This window comes from Nocardiopsis aegyptia (assembly GCF_013410755.1).
Taxonomy (GTDB): domain Bacteria; phylum Actinomycetota; class Actinomycetes; order Streptosporangiales; family Streptosporangiaceae; genus Nocardiopsis; species Nocardiopsis aegyptia.
This window is the reverse complement of record NZ_JACCFS010000001.1, coordinates 6,335,079-6,349,235: the sequence shown is the minus strand read 5'-3', so window position 1 is coordinate 6,349,235 and position 14,157 is coordinate 6,335,079. Positions and strand designations below refer to the sequence as shown.

General features: G+C 73.1%; 13 protein-coding genes. 1 reads left to right on the top strand and 12 read right to left on the bottom strand.

What is annotated here, in order from left to right:
- Window positions 1–68: 68 nt before the first annotated feature.
- The 6 genes from HNR10_RS28250 to HNR10_RS28225 all read right to left on the bottom strand — a co-directional run bounded on the left by HNR10_RS28250 (window position 69) and on the right by HNR10_RS28225 (window position 6,903).
- Entirely contained in the window at window positions 69–1,829 is a 1,761-nt protein-coding gene (locus tag HNR10_RS28250) for a DUF885 domain-containing protein (protein ID WP_179828798.1), read from the bottom strand.
- An 83-nt stretch (window positions 1,830–1,912) separates the two neighbouring features.
- A complete protein-coding gene (locus tag HNR10_RS28245; protein WP_179828796.1) occupies window positions 1,913–2,638 on the bottom strand; it encodes a class I SAM-dependent methyltransferase in 726 nt (241 codons plus the stop codon).
- 68 nt (window positions 2,639–2,706) lie between these two features.
- Entirely contained in the window at window positions 2,707–3,555 is an 849-nt protein-coding gene (locus HNR10_RS28240) for a class I SAM-dependent methyltransferase (RefSeq protein ID WP_179828794.1), read from the bottom strand.
- 17 nt (window positions 3,556–3,572) lie between these two features.
- The gene (locus HNR10_RS28235; RefSeq protein WP_179828792.1) at window positions 3,573–5,309 is read right to left on the bottom strand and encodes an FHA domain-containing protein; all 1,737 of its coding nucleotides are present in this window, start codon (window positions 5,307–5,309) and stop codon (window positions 3,573–3,575) included.
- Window positions 5,310–5,323: 14 nt separating this feature from the next.
- Entirely contained in the window at window positions 5,324–5,755 is a 432-nt protein-coding gene (locus HNR10_RS28230) for a hypothetical protein (protein WP_179828790.1), read from the bottom strand.
- Entirely contained in the window at window positions 5,752–6,903 is a 1,152-nt protein-coding gene (locus tag HNR10_RS28225) for a hypothetical protein (protein WP_246406446.1), read from the bottom strand. The genes HNR10_RS28230 and HNR10_RS28225 overlap by 4 nt, the downstream gene beginning before the upstream one ends.
- 489 nt (window positions 6,904–7,392) lie before the next feature.
- Between HNR10_RS28225 and HNR10_RS28220 the strand changes: the two genes are divergently transcribed.
- A complete protein-coding gene (locus tag HNR10_RS28220) occupies window positions 7,393–8,208 on the top strand; it encodes a serine/threonine-protein kinase (RefSeq protein WP_246406444.1) in 816 nt (271 codons plus the stop codon).
- Window positions 8,209–8,253: 45 nt separating this feature from the next.
- On the opposite strand, the gene HNR10_RS28215 is transcribed toward HNR10_RS28220, so the two are convergent.
- The 6 genes from HNR10_RS28215 to HNR10_RS28190 form a co-directional block, all read right to left on the bottom strand.
- A complete protein-coding gene (locus HNR10_RS28215; protein ID WP_218898096.1) occupies window positions 8,254–9,585 on the bottom strand; it encodes an MFS transporter in 1,332 nt (443 codons plus the stop codon).
- Window positions 9,586–9,717: 132 nt separating this feature from the next.
- Entirely contained in the window at window positions 9,718–9,927 is a 210-nt protein-coding gene (locus HNR10_RS28210) for an MbtH family protein (protein ID WP_179828785.1), read from the bottom strand.
- 31 nt (window positions 9,928–9,958) lie between these two features.
- On the bottom strand, window positions 9,959–11,128 hold the full coding sequence (locus tag HNR10_RS28205) for an FG-GAP repeat domain-containing protein (protein WP_179828774.1): 1,170 nt from the start codon (window positions 11,126–11,128) through the stop codon (window positions 9,959–9,961).
- Window positions 11,125–11,793 (bottom strand): DUF6875 domain-containing protein, encoded by a 669-nt coding sequence (locus HNR10_RS28200; protein ID WP_179828772.1) that lies wholly within the window; start codon window positions 11,791–11,793, stop codon window positions 11,125–11,127. The genes HNR10_RS28205 and HNR10_RS28200 overlap by 4 nt, the downstream gene beginning before the upstream one ends.
- Window positions 11,784–13,127 carry a cytochrome P450 gene (locus HNR10_RS28195; RefSeq protein WP_179828770.1) on the bottom strand — a complete coding sequence of 448 codons (1,344 nt, stop codon included), beginning with the start codon at window positions 13,125–13,127 and terminating at the stop codon, window positions 11,784–11,786. Before HNR10_RS28195 ends, HNR10_RS28200 begins: the two co-directional genes overlap by 10 nt.
- On the bottom strand, window positions 13,124–14,155 hold the full coding sequence (locus HNR10_RS28190; RefSeq protein ID WP_179828759.1) for a methyltransferase: 1,032 nt from the start codon (window positions 14,153–14,155) through the stop codon (window positions 13,124–13,126). Before HNR10_RS28190 ends, HNR10_RS28195 begins: the two co-directional genes overlap by 4 nt.
- Window positions 14,156–14,157: the final 2 nt, after the last annotated feature.

The following is a 14,157-nucleotide window of genomic DNA, read 5'->3' as shown; positions in this document are numbered from 1 at the left end:
CGGATACTCCTTTCGGATGTGGCCGTATCCGGCCACACACGTCCCCCGTGTCACAGGCGCATCTCCCATCACATGAGCGTGGTCCCGTTCGGTGTTCCGGCACGCTCCCACGGCCCCCGGACGCCCGCGGGGGCGGGCGTCCGGCCCGGGTCCCGCGCGGCACCGGCCAGGACGGAGAGCCCGCACCCGCCGATCGCGAGCATCCTCGCGTGGAAGGCCCGCTGGTCAAACGCCCCCGACGCCCCCTCCGAGCGGCGGCGGGCGTCCTCGCGCGCCCGCCGCCACACGCGTTCCCCGCACGCGTACGACAGTGCCTGGGCGGGCCAGGCCAGACCGCGCAGCACGGTGAACCGCAGCACGTCGGCGGGGAAGGCGGTGTGGGCGGCTAGGAAGTCGACGGTGTTCGCCTCGTTCCAGGGAGCGCCCGCCCGGGCACCGACACCGCCGGGCATCGGGAGACCGGCGTGCGCGCCCATGTCGGCGAGCGCGACCGCGGCGTTGGCCCGCAGTCCCATCAGGTGTCCCAACCGCCACTGCGGCCGGTCCAGGGCACCGGCCTCCTCCATCAGGCCCTCCGCGTACACCGCCCAGCCCTCGGCGTGCCCGGGGACGGAGGTGTGGCGCCGCCAGGCGGGCAGGCCCCGGTCCAGCACGGCCGTGCCCATCTGCAGGTGGTGGCCCGGGACCCCCTCGTGGTGGACGGTGCTCGCCGCGTTCCAGACCGGGATCGGCCCGCCGGCGCCGGACACGGGCCACACGACCCGGCCCGGCCGGGACAGGTCGGCGGAGGGCGGCAGGTAGCGGACGGGGCCGCCCCCAGCGGGTTCCACCACCAGATCGATCTCGCGCAGCGGCGGCGCCACGTCCAGGACGGTCCCGTCGGCCGCGGCCAGGGCCGCGTCCAACCGCTCGCGCACCCACGCGGTCAGGGCCCCGGGACCGTCGACGGACCACGCGGGATCGGTGTCGAGCCGCTCCCGGAGGCGTGCCGGGTCGCCGTCCGGGTCGAGTTCCCGGGCGGCGTCCTCGGTGCGGGCGGTCAGGGCGCGCAGGCTCTCGGCGAGCCAGTCGTAGGTCTCCGCCAGGTCGGCGTCGTGGCCCAGGACGTGGCGGACGGCCACGGCGTACCGCTCCCGGTCCGCGACCGCCTCGCCCGCGTGCGGCAGGACCAGGCGTTCCAGGTCGTCGGCGAAGGCCGCGTACGCGGCGTCGGCCGCCGCCGCGGCGGTCGCGAGGTCGCGGCCCAGCGAGGTCCGGCCGGCGGCGCCGGGGACGTCGGCGGCCAGCGCCGCGCACGTCCCGCCCTGTGCCCAGATCCGGGCCATGGCCGCCACGCACTCCCCCTGTCCGCGGTCGGTCGGCCGACCCTCGGCGGCCCGGCTCCGCAGTGTGCGCAGGTAGCCGGACAGGGCGTCGGGCACCCGCGCGAGGCGGCGCGCCAGTGCCTCGGCGCCCGGTTCCGTGGCCGTGTCGGCGAGTGTGAGGCATTCGCGGATGAGCACGGGGGGCGAGGTGGTGATGCTCACGGCCTGGGCGAGACCGCTGTCGAGGTGGTCCCGTTCGGCTTCCAGTCGTTCGCGCAGGATCGCCCGGGCGAGCGCGTCCCCGCCCTGGTCGGGGTGGTCGCGCTCCAGCGCGTCCAGGTCGCGCAGGGAGGTGCGGCGCAGGTCGGCGCGGCGTGCCCAGCCCTCGGGCGAGTAGTCGGGCAGGTCCGTGCCGTGGCCGGCGAGCCCGGTCAGGGTGGCGTGCACGGGGTCGAGGCGGCAGGCCTGGTCGAGGTGGTGGTCGCCCAGCCGGTCCACGGGGGACCGTCGGGAGGGGTGTGCCATGGACGTCGCCGATCTCGTGGGGGGGGTCGGTGGGCGGGTCGGCGGCGGGGGCTCCGGCCGCCGACCCGGTCGTGTGCGGCCGCCTAGCCGACGTCGTAGAAGGAGACGTGCTGGCGGCTCTCCAGCGTGTAGGGGGTGGTGCGCCGCCAGTCGGCCCAGCGCTCGCGCAGCCTCATCCCGCACAGCTCGGCCATCAGGTCGAGTTCGGTGGGGGTGGTGAGGCGGAGCGCGACCGGGCTCAGCCGGGACTCGCCGTCGCGCAGGATGACCTGCTGGGCGCGGTACTGCTGGGTCATCGGGTCGTACTGCGAGGCGAGCAGCTGGAGCCGGTCGGGCCCGATGTTCATCACCTGCAGGCCGCCGCCGGTGAACGCCGCCGGGTTGGCCTCCTCCAGGACCAGGACTCCGCCGGGGGCGAGGTGCTCGCGCACCCGGCGCAGGCAGGCGCGCTGCTCCTCGAGCGAGGTCAGCTGGAGCAGGGAGTTGACGGCGAAGGCCACCGCGAACTCGCCCTTGGCGGTGAAGTCGGCGAAGTCGCCCTCGATGGCCTCGACGGTGCCCTCGGGGTCCTTCTCCCGCAGCCGCGCGAGCATCGCCGGGGACACGTCGATCCCGGTGACCGGGGTGCCGGCCGCGGCGAGGGGCAGGGCGAGCCGCCCGGTCCCCACGCCCAGTTCCAGCGCACGGCCGCCCCCGGCGAGGTCGGTCAGGGTGTCCACCGTCGCGGTGGGGTCCCACCCGGCGTGCAGGAGGTCGTAGATGTCGGCGATGGTGTCGCCGTAGGTCGTCTTCGGGTAGTCGTGCAGCACGTGGCGCTCCCGTCCCTGTTCGTCGGTCCCGCGCGCCGGGCGTGCGGCGCGCGGGACCCGGACTCGTCCTACTCCCCGCGCCGGGCGACGGCGATCATGTGCGTGCCACCGTCGATCGCGCCCTCGGAGCGGCAGGCGGCCAGCTCCCAGCGCATGAACGCCTCCTTCAGGTCGGGGTCGGCGAGCAGCCGGTCGGTCAGCTCGGGCGAGTCGGCGGACAGGAAGTTGGAGGCGGACGCGGCGGCGATCGAGCAGTCCCGTTCGAGGAAGAGCTGCTTGAGTTCGGGCCAGGAGAAGAAGTGCGTGGTCAGCAACTCGGTCTCGGCGCGCACGCCCGCGATGTCCCCGGTGCCGACCGCGTCGTCGATGGCGGTGAGCTGTTCCTTGGAGTCGATCAGCCCGAGGATCTGGGACAGCCCGGCCCGGAGGTAGCCGTACCGCGAGGTGACGCTGACGACGATGGCGCCGCCCGGCCGGCAGACCCGGACGAGCTCGTCCATCGCGTCCGGCACCCGGTCCAGGACGCAGCTGAGCACGCTGCCCGCGCACACCACCACGTCGAAGGAGGCGGTGCGGAAACGGGACAGGTCGACGATGTCGGCCTCGTGCCAGGCGCGCACGCGTTCGGTCAGCCCGGCCTCGGCGACCTTCTCCCGGTTGATGGCCAACTGCACGTCGGACAGGTCGCACACGGTCAGGTCCGCGCCCGCCCGGGCCATCTCGATGGTGAAGCGGCCGGGTCCGGCGCCGGCCTCCAGGACCTCGTCGCCGGGCTTGACGAACTCGGCGAGCACGGACTTGTGGACGGCGTAGTTGACCTCGTTCTCGAACGAGCTCTCCAGGCGGTCCCACTCCCTGCTCCCCCAGGAGTTGTAGAACGAGCGGGTGGTGTCGGGGTCGTAGCCTGCGGCGACCATGGAACTCCTCCTGTTTCTCAACGCTGGTTCAGCGCGCGGTAGACGAACTTGTGGTGGCCGAGCCGGACGCTGGTGCCCGGACGGATGGCGAAGGGCTGGCCGGGCGCGAGCGCGATCCAGTTCGCGCTGTCGGGCTCGTTGACGAAGGTCCCGGTGGTGTTGCCGCGACCGGTGAGGACCACGTCCCAGTCGTCCAGGCGCACGTCGGCGTGGGCCTCGGCGAGCGTGCGGCCGGGGTCGGAGATGGACAGCGCGCGGGCCCGGCCGGCGCGCACGAGCTCGTCGGCCTGAGGGGCGCGTCCGATGACGTAGTCGCCGTCCAGCTCGTAGGAGTACCCGTGGTCGGACACCAGGTAGCCGAGCGGCGGCCGGGGGCCCTGGACCGGTTCCCGGGTGAGTCCGTGCATGGCCGTCCCACAGGCGGCGCAGTAGCGGGCGTCGGGCCGGTTGAAGTGCCCGTTGCGGCAGTTGACGCCCCACACCTGCGGGGACCGCCCGTTGGCGGAGGACGCCGGGGCGGTTCCCAGGGCGGGGACGGTCTGCCCGCCGGTCAGTCCCGCGGGCACCGGGCCGCCGGCGGCGCCGGGTCCGCCGTCGGGGGCGGACAGCCGCCTGCGCATGGCGGGGACCCGGCCCATGACCCAGGCGCCGGCGCCCATGAGCACGGCCGCCCCGGCCAGGTGGAGGGCCAGGGAGGTGGCGTTGACCACGAACGCGTCGAGCAGCAGGAACTGCACGCCGAAGACGACCAGCGCCTCCGGCAGGACCTGTCCGACGAACAGGGGGCGCGGCCACTCGCTGCGCCCCGTCCTGCGCTGCACCGCGGTGACCACCGGGTCCCACACGAGGGCGCCGAGGACGAACAGCAGGCCGAGCGCGAGCAGGACCATGGTGTAGGTCAGCGTGGAGGGCGCGAACCCGACGGGCAGCACGAACGGCGCGGCCAGTGTCCAGGGCAGTCCGACCAGCACGGTGACCAGGACGCGAGCCAGCAGCCGGGTGGTGTAGCCGGGTCGGGAGCCGCCGTCCGAGGGCGCTCCCTGGTCGGGGAACACGCCGGGCAGGGCGCCCGGCGACGGTTCGGGGAGCACTGCCGTGGTCTGGTCCGGCGGCGCGGCGTGGTGGTGCTGCCAGGCGGGCTCGGCGGGGGGCGGCGGGGGTGGCGGTGGCGGCGCGGTCCGTGCCGCCATGCCGTGCCGGGAGGGCGGCGGCGCCGATTGGCGTGGCGCGGGCGGCGCGTCGTGGCGGAGCATGTCGTCCTCGTGCTCGCCCGTCTCGGCGCCGGTTCGCTCCAGCGTCACCCCGCCGCCCGAGACCACGCCGGTGCGCAGGCCGAACGAGGCCTGGTCGCCGCCCGGCGCGGGCACGTCCGCGTGGCGGATGGTGAGCGTGGACAGCTCGGAGGGGGCCTCGTAGCGCAGCAGCCGTCCCCCGTCCCGCCCCCACGCGCGCAGGTCCGCGTTGGGGCTGTCGGCGGTGACCTCCACCGGCCCGCGCAGGTAGAGGGAGGTGCCGTCGCCGGACTCGACCATGGCGCCGAACGCGGAGACGTCGGGGGCGTCCGGGGAGCCGAAGAGCTCCTCCAGGCCGGCCGCCGGATCGGTGCCGCCGCCCTCGGCGTCCGCGAACAGTTCGATGAGCCGGTCGGAGGCCTCCGCCGACCCGTCTCCGACGAGCAGCATCACCCCCGTGGGAAAGCGTCCGATGAGGCCGTCTCCGGCCTGCACCGCGATCTGGAAGTCGGTGTGTCTCATATCGGTTCGTTGCCTCATATCAGTCTCCCGCCACGGAATCGCCAGCGAAGGAAGGGAACACGTAAGGGGCCGTGCAGGAACACGAAGACCAGCAGCCAGGTGGTCGAGAAGTGCACGGCGAAGGCGCCCGGTCGGACCGGCAGCTCCAGGCCGTGGCGCAGGGCCAGGTAGGCGAGGACGCCCTCGGGCGCGCCCTGCAGGAGGATGATGACCGCCGGCCAGTCCTTCTCCCAGCGGAACTGCTGGAGGAGGTGGTACAGCGGTTCCCACAGCAGGGTCCCGAGCACGGCGACGGCGCCCAGGGCCGTCAGCGTGACCGTGTAGGCCACGCCCAGCGGGGCGAACCCGCGGGGCAGCAGCGGTGTGAGGGCCAGTGTCCACACGAGTCCCACGGTCAGCAGGAGGAAGAGCCGGGACTGGATCCGGCCGAGCAGGGTCGGGGTCATGGCGTCCTGTTCCTCATCCACTTCCACCACTGGTCGACGGAACGGGCCGGGCCGATGCGTCGGCAGTAGCCCTGGGCCGCCAGGTCGTCGCAGACCCGCTGCGCCGCGTACTGCAGGCCCAGCAGGGAGTCGACCGGCGCGTAGTGGGAGCCCTCCACGGCGGCTCCCGCCGCGTACAGCCGCCCTCCGCTGGTCCGGGCGCCCCGGACCTCGAAGGTGGGGGCGACGTCGATGCGGCCCAGCACGTTGCGGTCGGCGCCTGAGTGGATGAGCAGGTCGGAGAGCACGCGGTGCTCGGTCACCGAGCCGACCAGGCCGGTGGCGTCGATGACGAAGTCGACCCCGATCGGGCCCGCCGAGACGGCCGCGCCCGGCTTGAAGTAGGCGGTCAGCCCGCCCTCGGGGGCGGGGTCGACGTGGTCCAGCTCGCCGCCGAAGGTGGTGTAGTAGCCCTGTTCACGGCCGCGCGCGAGCTCGCGCTGCCATCCCCGGCGGACGGGGGTGGTGGAGCCTCCCATCAGCTCCCACAGCCGGCGCCGCTCCTCTCCCTCCAGTTTCTCCAGCCGGGCCTTGAGCTGGCCGCCCCAGCACGCCTTGGGCCAGTTGAACCCCTGGTGCGCCCAGCCGCGCCCGCCCCGCCTGCGCATGAAGGGGGACGGGCCCGCGGGTCCGTCGACGTAGGTGCGCACGGCGTGCAGCACCCGGGTCCGGGCGCCCAGCTTCTCCCGGTCCCTCATCAAGCGGTGCAGGATGGCCGAGGCGGCGATGCCGCCGCCGCGCACGAGCACCGTCCCGGGCCGTGTGACCAGCTGGTCGTAGACGTGCTCGTGCGGTTCGTAGGCGTTGACGAACCGCGACGCGTCGCCCGTGCGCATCCGGTAGTCCTGGAGTTCGGGCAGGAAGCGGATGCTGGGGTAGCCGACGGCCAGGTGCACGAACCGGCTGCGGAAGGCCACCCGCCGGTGTGTGCCCCGTTCCTGGGTGAGCACGCTGAAGTACCCGCCGCCGGCCCGCCGGCGGACCATGCGGACCTGTCCGTGCTCGACGCAGCCCCAGTAGCCGATCCGGTCGGCCTCGCGCTCCAGTCCCCGGAACACCTGGCCCGCGAGCGGCGTCCAATAGTCACTGAGGAGGTTCTCGGTGAACACGTTCCATATCGGAGCGACGAAACCACGGAGGGTACGCGCGGAGAAAGCCGACTGCACGGCATAGCTGGGAAATCCCCAGATATTGTCGGGCATGGAGGAGGAGTCGGATCTGATTCGGTATTCTGGCGGCAGCTGGGATACGCCGGTGAGATAGGCGTAGTTCTCCCACGGGGTGTCAAGGGTCGTGAGGACCCTGATGTCCCGTGCCGGAACGCCGGCGATTCTCAGATAGTCCGCCATGGCGAAGGAGCCCATGCCGCCACCGACGGTCACGAAGGGAGCGTCCACGATATCGATTCCGGCCGCGGCGACCAGTTCGTCGCTCCATTCCGAGGTGGCGACCAGCTCGTCCGTCAGTTTCCCCGGGTTTTCGGGATCCGCGTGGACAGGGCGGACCCGGTCTGCCCTTCCATCATCTCTGAGCGCGTTGTCCAACAATTCCCAGGCACCTCCAGACACATTGACGACAGGAAAGTGAAGAAAAAGGGTATGGCGAATACGCCCGGTTATCGGGTCGACGGGGAACTTTGGCGGTCAGGTACCGGAGTCGTCCACTTGGCGGAGGATGTCGTTCTGGGGCGGCGGGTGGTCGTGAAGTCGCCGCATGCGTCGATGATGCGGGACCGCCGGTTCCGGGAGCGCTTCGTCCGGGAGTTCCGGATGATGGCGGCCGTGGACCATCCGCACGTGGTGCCGGTCTACGCCGTCGGCGGATCCGGGGAGCACATGTTCGCGGTCATGCCCTACGTGCGCGGCGGCGACCTGAGGTCGGTGCTCGACGCGCACGGGCCGCTGCCCCTGGCGGCGGCCGTCGCGGTCACCGGGCAGATCGCCGACGCGCTCGACCACGTCCACGCCCTGGGGATCGTGCACCGCGACGTCAACCCCCGCAACATCCTGCTCGCCGGGACGGACGGGGCCAAGGCCCTGCTCACCGACTTCGGCCTCGCGGTGGACACCCGGGGCGGGGCCACGGCGCCCCTCGCGCCCGGCGCCGGCACCCCCGGCTACAGCGCGCCGGAGCAGGCGGCGGGCGGACCCGTCGACCACCGGGCCGACGTGTACTCGCTCGCCCGCGTCGCCCTGTCCTGCCTGACCGGCGCGGTACCCGACGCCGACGGCAGGTTCCCGGACCGGGACGCGGCCCGGCTGCTGCGCTCGCGCCCCGACCTGCCCGCCCGCGTGGCGGAGGCGTTCGCGCGGGCCACCTCGGCCGACCCCCGCGAGCGCTTCGGCTCGTGCGGCGCGTTCGCCGCGTCCTGGCGGTCCGGGCACCGGCGGGCCGTCCGGCCCGTGGGCGCCTGACCCCCGGTCCGCGGGCTCTCGCCCGCGGACACGCGTGGTGACCATCTACTCCTCCCCCGATCCGCGTGGACGGGATTCGGGGACGGCCGGGTCGGCGCCCCGGGCCTCCCCGTCCCCGGAACCGTCCCCGCCCGTGGTACCGTCCTCGTCGCCGGTGCCGTTCCCGTCGGCGGACACCCCGCCGCGGCGCAGTGCCCGGGGCAGGGTCAGCGCCACCGCGACGGTGGCGACGAGCCCGCCCGCGCCCGCGATCATGAGGGTGGCGGGCGCCGAGGTGGCGTCGAGCAGCAGCCCACCGGCCACGTAGGACAGCCCGGCGGCCACCCCGACCGCGCCGTACAGGTTGCCGAAGACCCGCCCGAGCATCCGCGCGGGGACCATGCGCTGGAGCAGCGTGTTGGTCGCCACGTCCATCGCCGCGATACCGATGCCCCGCACGGCCTGCAGCGCGAAGGCCGCGGCGACCGCCCAGGCCAGGCCGGTCAGCAGGTTGCCCAGGCTGCTCACCCCGAACCCGAGGATCAGCAGGAAGAGCATCGAGCCGCGCATGCCGTAGCGCGCGAGGAGCGCGTAGCCGACCACCAGGCCGATGCCGACCGCGCCCAGCAGCAGGCCCACGGCCGAGTCCCCCGCGCCGAAGGTGTCCTTGGCCAGGAGCACCAGCGCCACGTCGTCGATGCCGTTGAAGGCGACCACGACGCAGAAGCCCAGCGCGATCACCCGGACCGGCGAGACCGACCAGATGTAGCCCAGGCCCTCCTTGGCCTCGGTCAGCAGCGACGTGGACTCGTGCTCCTCGCGGACCGGCGGCAGCGACCGCACCCTGAGCAGGATGAGGGCGGAGAACCCGTAGGCCGCCGCCGCGCCGAACAGCACGCCCTGGATGCCCAGGAACGGGAACAGCGCGGCGGCCAGCAGCGGACCGACGGCCTCGGCGCCGTTGGTGCCGAACCCGATACTGGAGTTGGCCGCCTCCAGGTCGCGCCCGCGCACCAGTCCGGGCACCGCCGCACGCGAGGCCGGCATGAACACCTGACCGGCCGCCGCACGCGCGGCCACCAGGAGCAGCAGCAGCGGGAGCGGTGGCATCGACAGGGCGATCATCAGCAGCGCGGCGCCCTGGACCACCTCGCAGACGATCATCACCCGCTTGAGGTCGAAGCGGTCGCTGATCGCGCCGGTGATCGGCCCGAGCAGGGCCGGGACGAAGTCCCCGACCAGGAGCAGGACCGACACGGCGATCGCCTGGCCGGTCGAGTCGGCCACGAACAGCATGAGCGCGACCAGGCTGATCGCCTCACCCGTGTACGACACGGTCCGCGAGGTGAACAACGCGCGAAAATGCGCGTTCGCCATGAGGAGGCGCAATCCTCCCATCCCCTTCTCCTCAGGCTGTGAACCGGTATCCGAGGTTGCCATGTCATCTTCTCTCATTGCCTGCATCTGAACGCGTGCGATTGTTTCACGGGCGAATGCCGGATTCGACGCTTTTTCCGGTGCCCGTCCCCGTCACTCCTCTGCGGCCATGGCCCGCCGCAGGCTGAGCGGGCGCATGTCGGTCCAGTGCTCCTCGATCCACGACAGGCACTCGGTTTTGGGGCCCTCGACGCCGACGTCGCGCCACCCCGGTGCGTTCTCCCGGTCCACCGGCCAGATCGAGTACTGTTCCTCGTGATTGACCACGACCCGGTAATTCAGCTGGTCCTCGCCGTCCGACATTCCGCGCTCCCTTCGCGCCGGTCGTATCCGTTCATCCGTCCTGGACGATCCCGCTGTTGATGAGCACGGTGATGTCGCTGGAATTGTGGTTGGCGGTGGCGAAGTCGGGGTCGCCGTTGCCGTTGAGGTCGGCGGCGATGAGGCCGCCGCGGGGGTCGTCGCCGCCGATCGCGAAGACCGACGGATCGCTGAAGAATCCGGCTCCGTCGCCGCGCAGGACGCTGATGTCGTTGGACGAGGCGTTGGCGATCACCAGGTCGGTGATCTCGTCCGCGTTGACGTCGACCGAGGTCATCTCGACCGGGGCGGTGCCCTCCACGGGGTACTGCAGGGGGTCGCCGAACTCGCCGCCGCCCTCGCCGGGGTAGACCCACAGCTCGTGGTCGTCGAAGCTGGTCGTGGCGATGTCCAGGACGCCGTCCCCGTCGAGGTCCTCCACGACGAGGGAGGCGGGGCTGCCGCCGGCGGCCAGGCTCTCGGCGGGCATGAGCGCTCCGCTGCCGTCACCGAGCATGATGCCCACCTCGTTCGAGCCGAAGTTGGCGGTGACGATGTCCATGTTGCCGTCGTCGTCGACGTCGGCGGCGGCCATCCGGATCGGGTCGAAGTCGACGGAGAACTCCGAGGCCTCCCCGATCCCGCCCTCGCCGTCTCCCAGCAGCACGGAGATGTCATCGGTGTGGAAGTTGGTGGTGAGGATGTCCAGGCTGCCGTCGCCGTTCAGGTCGGTCGACAGCACGCGGTTGGGGTCGCCGCCGTTGATGGGGTAGGTCTCCGGTTCGCCGAACCCTCCCTCGCCGTCGCCGCGCAGGAGCGAGACCTGGTTGGGGCCGAAGTTGGACACGACCACGTCGATCGTGCCGTCGCCGTCGTAGTCGCCCGTGCCGATGTCGCTGGGCGCGCCGCCCGCGTCGAAGTCCACCGCCTCGGCGAACCCGCCGCTGCCGTCGCCCGTCATGACGGAGATCGAGTCCCCGCCCAGGTTGGCCGTGGCCAGGTCGATGACGCCGTCCCCGTCGAAGTCGGCCATCGCCAGTCCGGCCGGGGCCGGGCCCGTGGGGATGCTCGCGGAGGCGCTGACGTTGACGTCGGGGGGCAGGGACGCGCACCCGGTGGCCGCGGCCAGCAGCACGGCGCCGCAGAGGGCCGCCGGCACCCGGGCGGCACCGCCGGTCGCGGCGGGCTTGAACGGTCTGGTCATCGCGCTTCCTCCGAGGACTCGGCTTTCCTGAAGAGTTCGATCATGTGAGGGTCCTTGACCTTTCCTCGCCGGTAGTCGCCCCCGAACCTCCTCCGGTACTCGCCGAACCACTCGGGCCGGTCGTGGAGGAAGAGGATGTCGTGGGGCGCCATGTACCGGATCGCGACACAGGGGACGGGAGAGAGGGAGACCTTGAAGTCCGGGTTGCGCACCGCGCCGTCCGGACAGCGGCTGTGGAACTGGCCGAACATGAGCCCGTTGCGGACCATGGCGGTCTTGAGGTCGGTGTGCACCGAGTCGAGGGACTCCTGGTGCGCCCCGGTCATCGAGGGGAAGACCAGGAGCAGGCTGCGCCGCCGCCGCTCGGCCGCGGTCCCGGCGGCGGAGGAGGCGAACTCCGCCGCGTGGGCCTCGACGACCCGGGCCAGCTCGGCGCGGTCGGCGCCGGTCACCTCGCGGTGCACGACGAACTCCATGGCGTCGGTCCGCATGGAGATCGGCACGAAGGGGCAGACGATCCCCGAACGCCCCAGCCGCTCGTGCGGGCGGGAGACGTAGGACTCCAGCCATTCCAGGAGCGCGGAGAGGCGTTCGATGTCGTGGACCCGCAGGGGTCCCGCGCCGGTGTGGGCGCCTCGGTGGAGTACGTGTGGGCCTACAGGCATTCTTCCTCCCGGATGGGGGCCGCCACCAGCAGCAGCTCTGGGGTCGGCACCGGTGAGAGCGCGATCGTCGCGCTCGTGCGGACCGGTGCCCGGGTGGTCGGCAGGGTGGTGAACTCCTGCGCCAGTCGGGTCAGGAGCAGCTCCCCCTGCAACAGGGCGAACATCTTTCCCGCGCACTGGTGCGCCCCCGCCCCGAACGGGAAGTACGCGAAGCGCGGCGGTTCGGGGGCCGACGGCAGCCAGCGCGAGGGGACGAAGTCCTCGGGGTCGGTCCACAGCCCGGGGTGCCGGTGGGTGACGTAGGAGGAGACGATGAGCGGGGACCCGGCCGGGACGGTGGCACCGCCCAGTTCCAGGGGCTCGTCCATGACCCGGCGCAGGGCCCAGGCGGGCGGGTAGAGCCGGACCGCCTCCTGCACGATCGCCCTCGGCCAGTGCAGTCGGGAGAGGTCGTCCGGGGTGGGGGTCCGGGTGCCGATCCGGGCCGCGACCTCGGCCCGGAGCGCGTCGGCCGCCGCGGGGTGGGTGGACAGCAGGTGCAGGGCCCAGGTGAGGGCGGTTCCGGTGGTCTCGGTCCCGGCGATGAAGATGGACAGGACCTCGTCCACGAGCTCCTCGTCGGTGAACTCCGGGCCGCCCGTGGCCGACCTGCCCTCCAGCAGGCCGTTGAGGAAGGTGGGCTCGTCGGTTCCGCCGGCGCGGCGTTCGCGTACGGCCTCGGCGATGATGCCGCGCAGGGCCGACCTGGCCGCTCTGAAGTGCCGGTTGCGCAGCGTCGGCCAGGAGCGCGGGGGTGTCAGGAGCGTGAAGAGCTGCTGGTCGACGTAGGGCAGCAGGTACCCGAGGGCGCGGCGGGCCAGGGCCCGGTCGACGCCGGTGTCGGGGCCGAAGGTGGCGTCGACCATCATGGCCACGGTCAGCCGCTTCATCTCCGCGGCCGCGTCCACGCGCAGTCCGGGCCGCCACCGCCGGTGGACGGTCTCGTCCACGGAGCGCAGCAGCAGGGGGAGCATCCGGGAGAGCCGGTCCTGGGTGAAGACCGGTTGGGACAGGCGCCTGCGCCGCAGCCAGTCCTCCCCGCTCGGCGAGGTGAACAGGCCGCCGCCGAGGAGTTCGCGCAGCAGGGCCCGGTGGGTGCGCCGCCCTCTGAGCAGCACCTGTTTGACCCCGTCCGGGTGGAACACCCCGTACAGCGGTCCGGCCGCGCCCAGGTCGAGTTCGACCAGGTCGCCGTAGCGGCGCTGCGCCCGGGTGAACAGCCCGACCGGGTCGTTGAGCAGGTGGAGGTTGAGCCCGACCAGCGGCGGGCCGGCGAAGGTGGGGATGGCGTTCACCGGCCCTCCCCCGTCGAGCACTCCAGGAGCGACCAGTGGGCGGCGGGGTCGACCTGGCGCACCCGCTCCAGGACCAGTCCGGCCGACCCGACCAGGTCCTCGAACTCGCGGCGGGTGCGCACGCCGCCGCCGAAGTGCGCCAGTGCGTTGACGTCCCCCTCCACCGCGAAGGTCCCCTCCTCGGCGCGCTCGGGCATCACCATCTCGAAGACGAGCAGGCGCGCGCCCCGGTCCATCGCCGCGCGGCAGTTGGCCAGGATGCGTGTGGCAGTGGGGGCGGGCCAGTTGGCCAGGACCCGGGAGAGGAGGTAGACGTCCCCGCCCGCGGGGACGGCGGTCCGGAAGTCCCCGGCGGTGAACCGGCCGCGGTCGGCCAGGCCCTGGGCGGAAAAGGTCTCCCGCGCCATCGGTTCGCACAGGGCCATGTCCAGGACCAGCCCCTTGGCGTCGGGCGCAAGGCGGAGCACCTGCGCCAGCAGGCTGCCGTTCCCGCCGCCCACGTCGACGATGGAGCGGGCGCCGCCGAAGTCGTACAGCCCGGCGATCACCTCTCCGGCCCCCTCGGGCAGGGCGATCATCCGGTGGTAGTGCTCGGCGAGGTCGGGGTGGCGCCGCAGGTGGTCGTAGTAGTCCGTACCGAACTCACTGTCGAAGGCGACGTCGCCGGTGCGCGCGGCGCCCCCCAGCCCCGCGTAGGCGCGGTAGCTCATCCCGCCGAAGTAGACGGCGGCGCTGTGCAGGGAGTGGGGGTGGTCGCGGCGCAGCAGCTCCCCCGTCCCGGTCAGGCCGTAGCGCCCCTGGTCGTCCTGGTAGAGGATCCCCAGGCCGGCGAGGGCTCGCAGGAGCGGGCCCAGGGTCGGTTCGTGCAGGTCCAGCAGCTCGGCCAGCGCGGCGGTGCCGGCCGGGCCGTCGGCGAGCCGGTCGGCCAGGCCGAGGTCGGCCGCGGCGTGCACGAGCGCGGTGCGGCGGTAGCCGCCGATCAGCTCGACGAGCCGGTCACGGGGTCCCTCGGGGGTGGGCGAGTGCACGG

Coding starts and splice junctions, on each gene's coding strand:
- HNR10_RS28250 (WP_179828798.1), bottom strand. CDS start 1,829: ATGGCACACCCCTCCCGACGGTCCCCCGTGGACCGGCTGGGCGACCAC.
- HNR10_RS28240 (WP_179828794.1), bottom strand. CDS start 3,555: ATGGTCGCCGCAGGCTACGACCCCGACACCACCCGCTCGTTCTACAAC.
- HNR10_RS28235 (WP_179828792.1), bottom strand. CDS start 5,309: ATGAGACACACCGACTTCCAGATCGCGGTGCAGGCCGGAGACGGCCTC.
- HNR10_RS28230 (WP_179828790.1), bottom strand. CDS start 5,755: ATGACCCCGACCCTGCTCGGCCGGATCCAGTCCCGGCTCTTCCTCCTG.
- HNR10_RS28220 (WP_246406444.1), top strand. CDS start 7,393: ATGGCGAATACGCCCGGTTATCGGGTCGACGGGGAACTTTGGCGGTCA.
- HNR10_RS28215 (WP_218898096.1), bottom strand. CDS start 9,585: ATGGGAGGATTGCGCCTCCTCATGGCGAACGCGCATTTTCGCGCGTTG.
- HNR10_RS28210 (WP_179828785.1), bottom strand. CDS start 9,927: ATGTCGGACGGCGAGGACCAGCTGAATTACCGGGTCGTGGTCAATCAC.
- HNR10_RS28205 (WP_179828774.1), bottom strand. CDS start 11,128: ATGACCAGACCGTTCAAGCCCGCCGCGACCGGCGGTGCCGCCCGGGTG.
- HNR10_RS28200 (WP_179828772.1), bottom strand. CDS start 11,793: ATGCCTGTAGGCCCACACGTACTCCACCGAGGCGCCCACACCGGCGCG.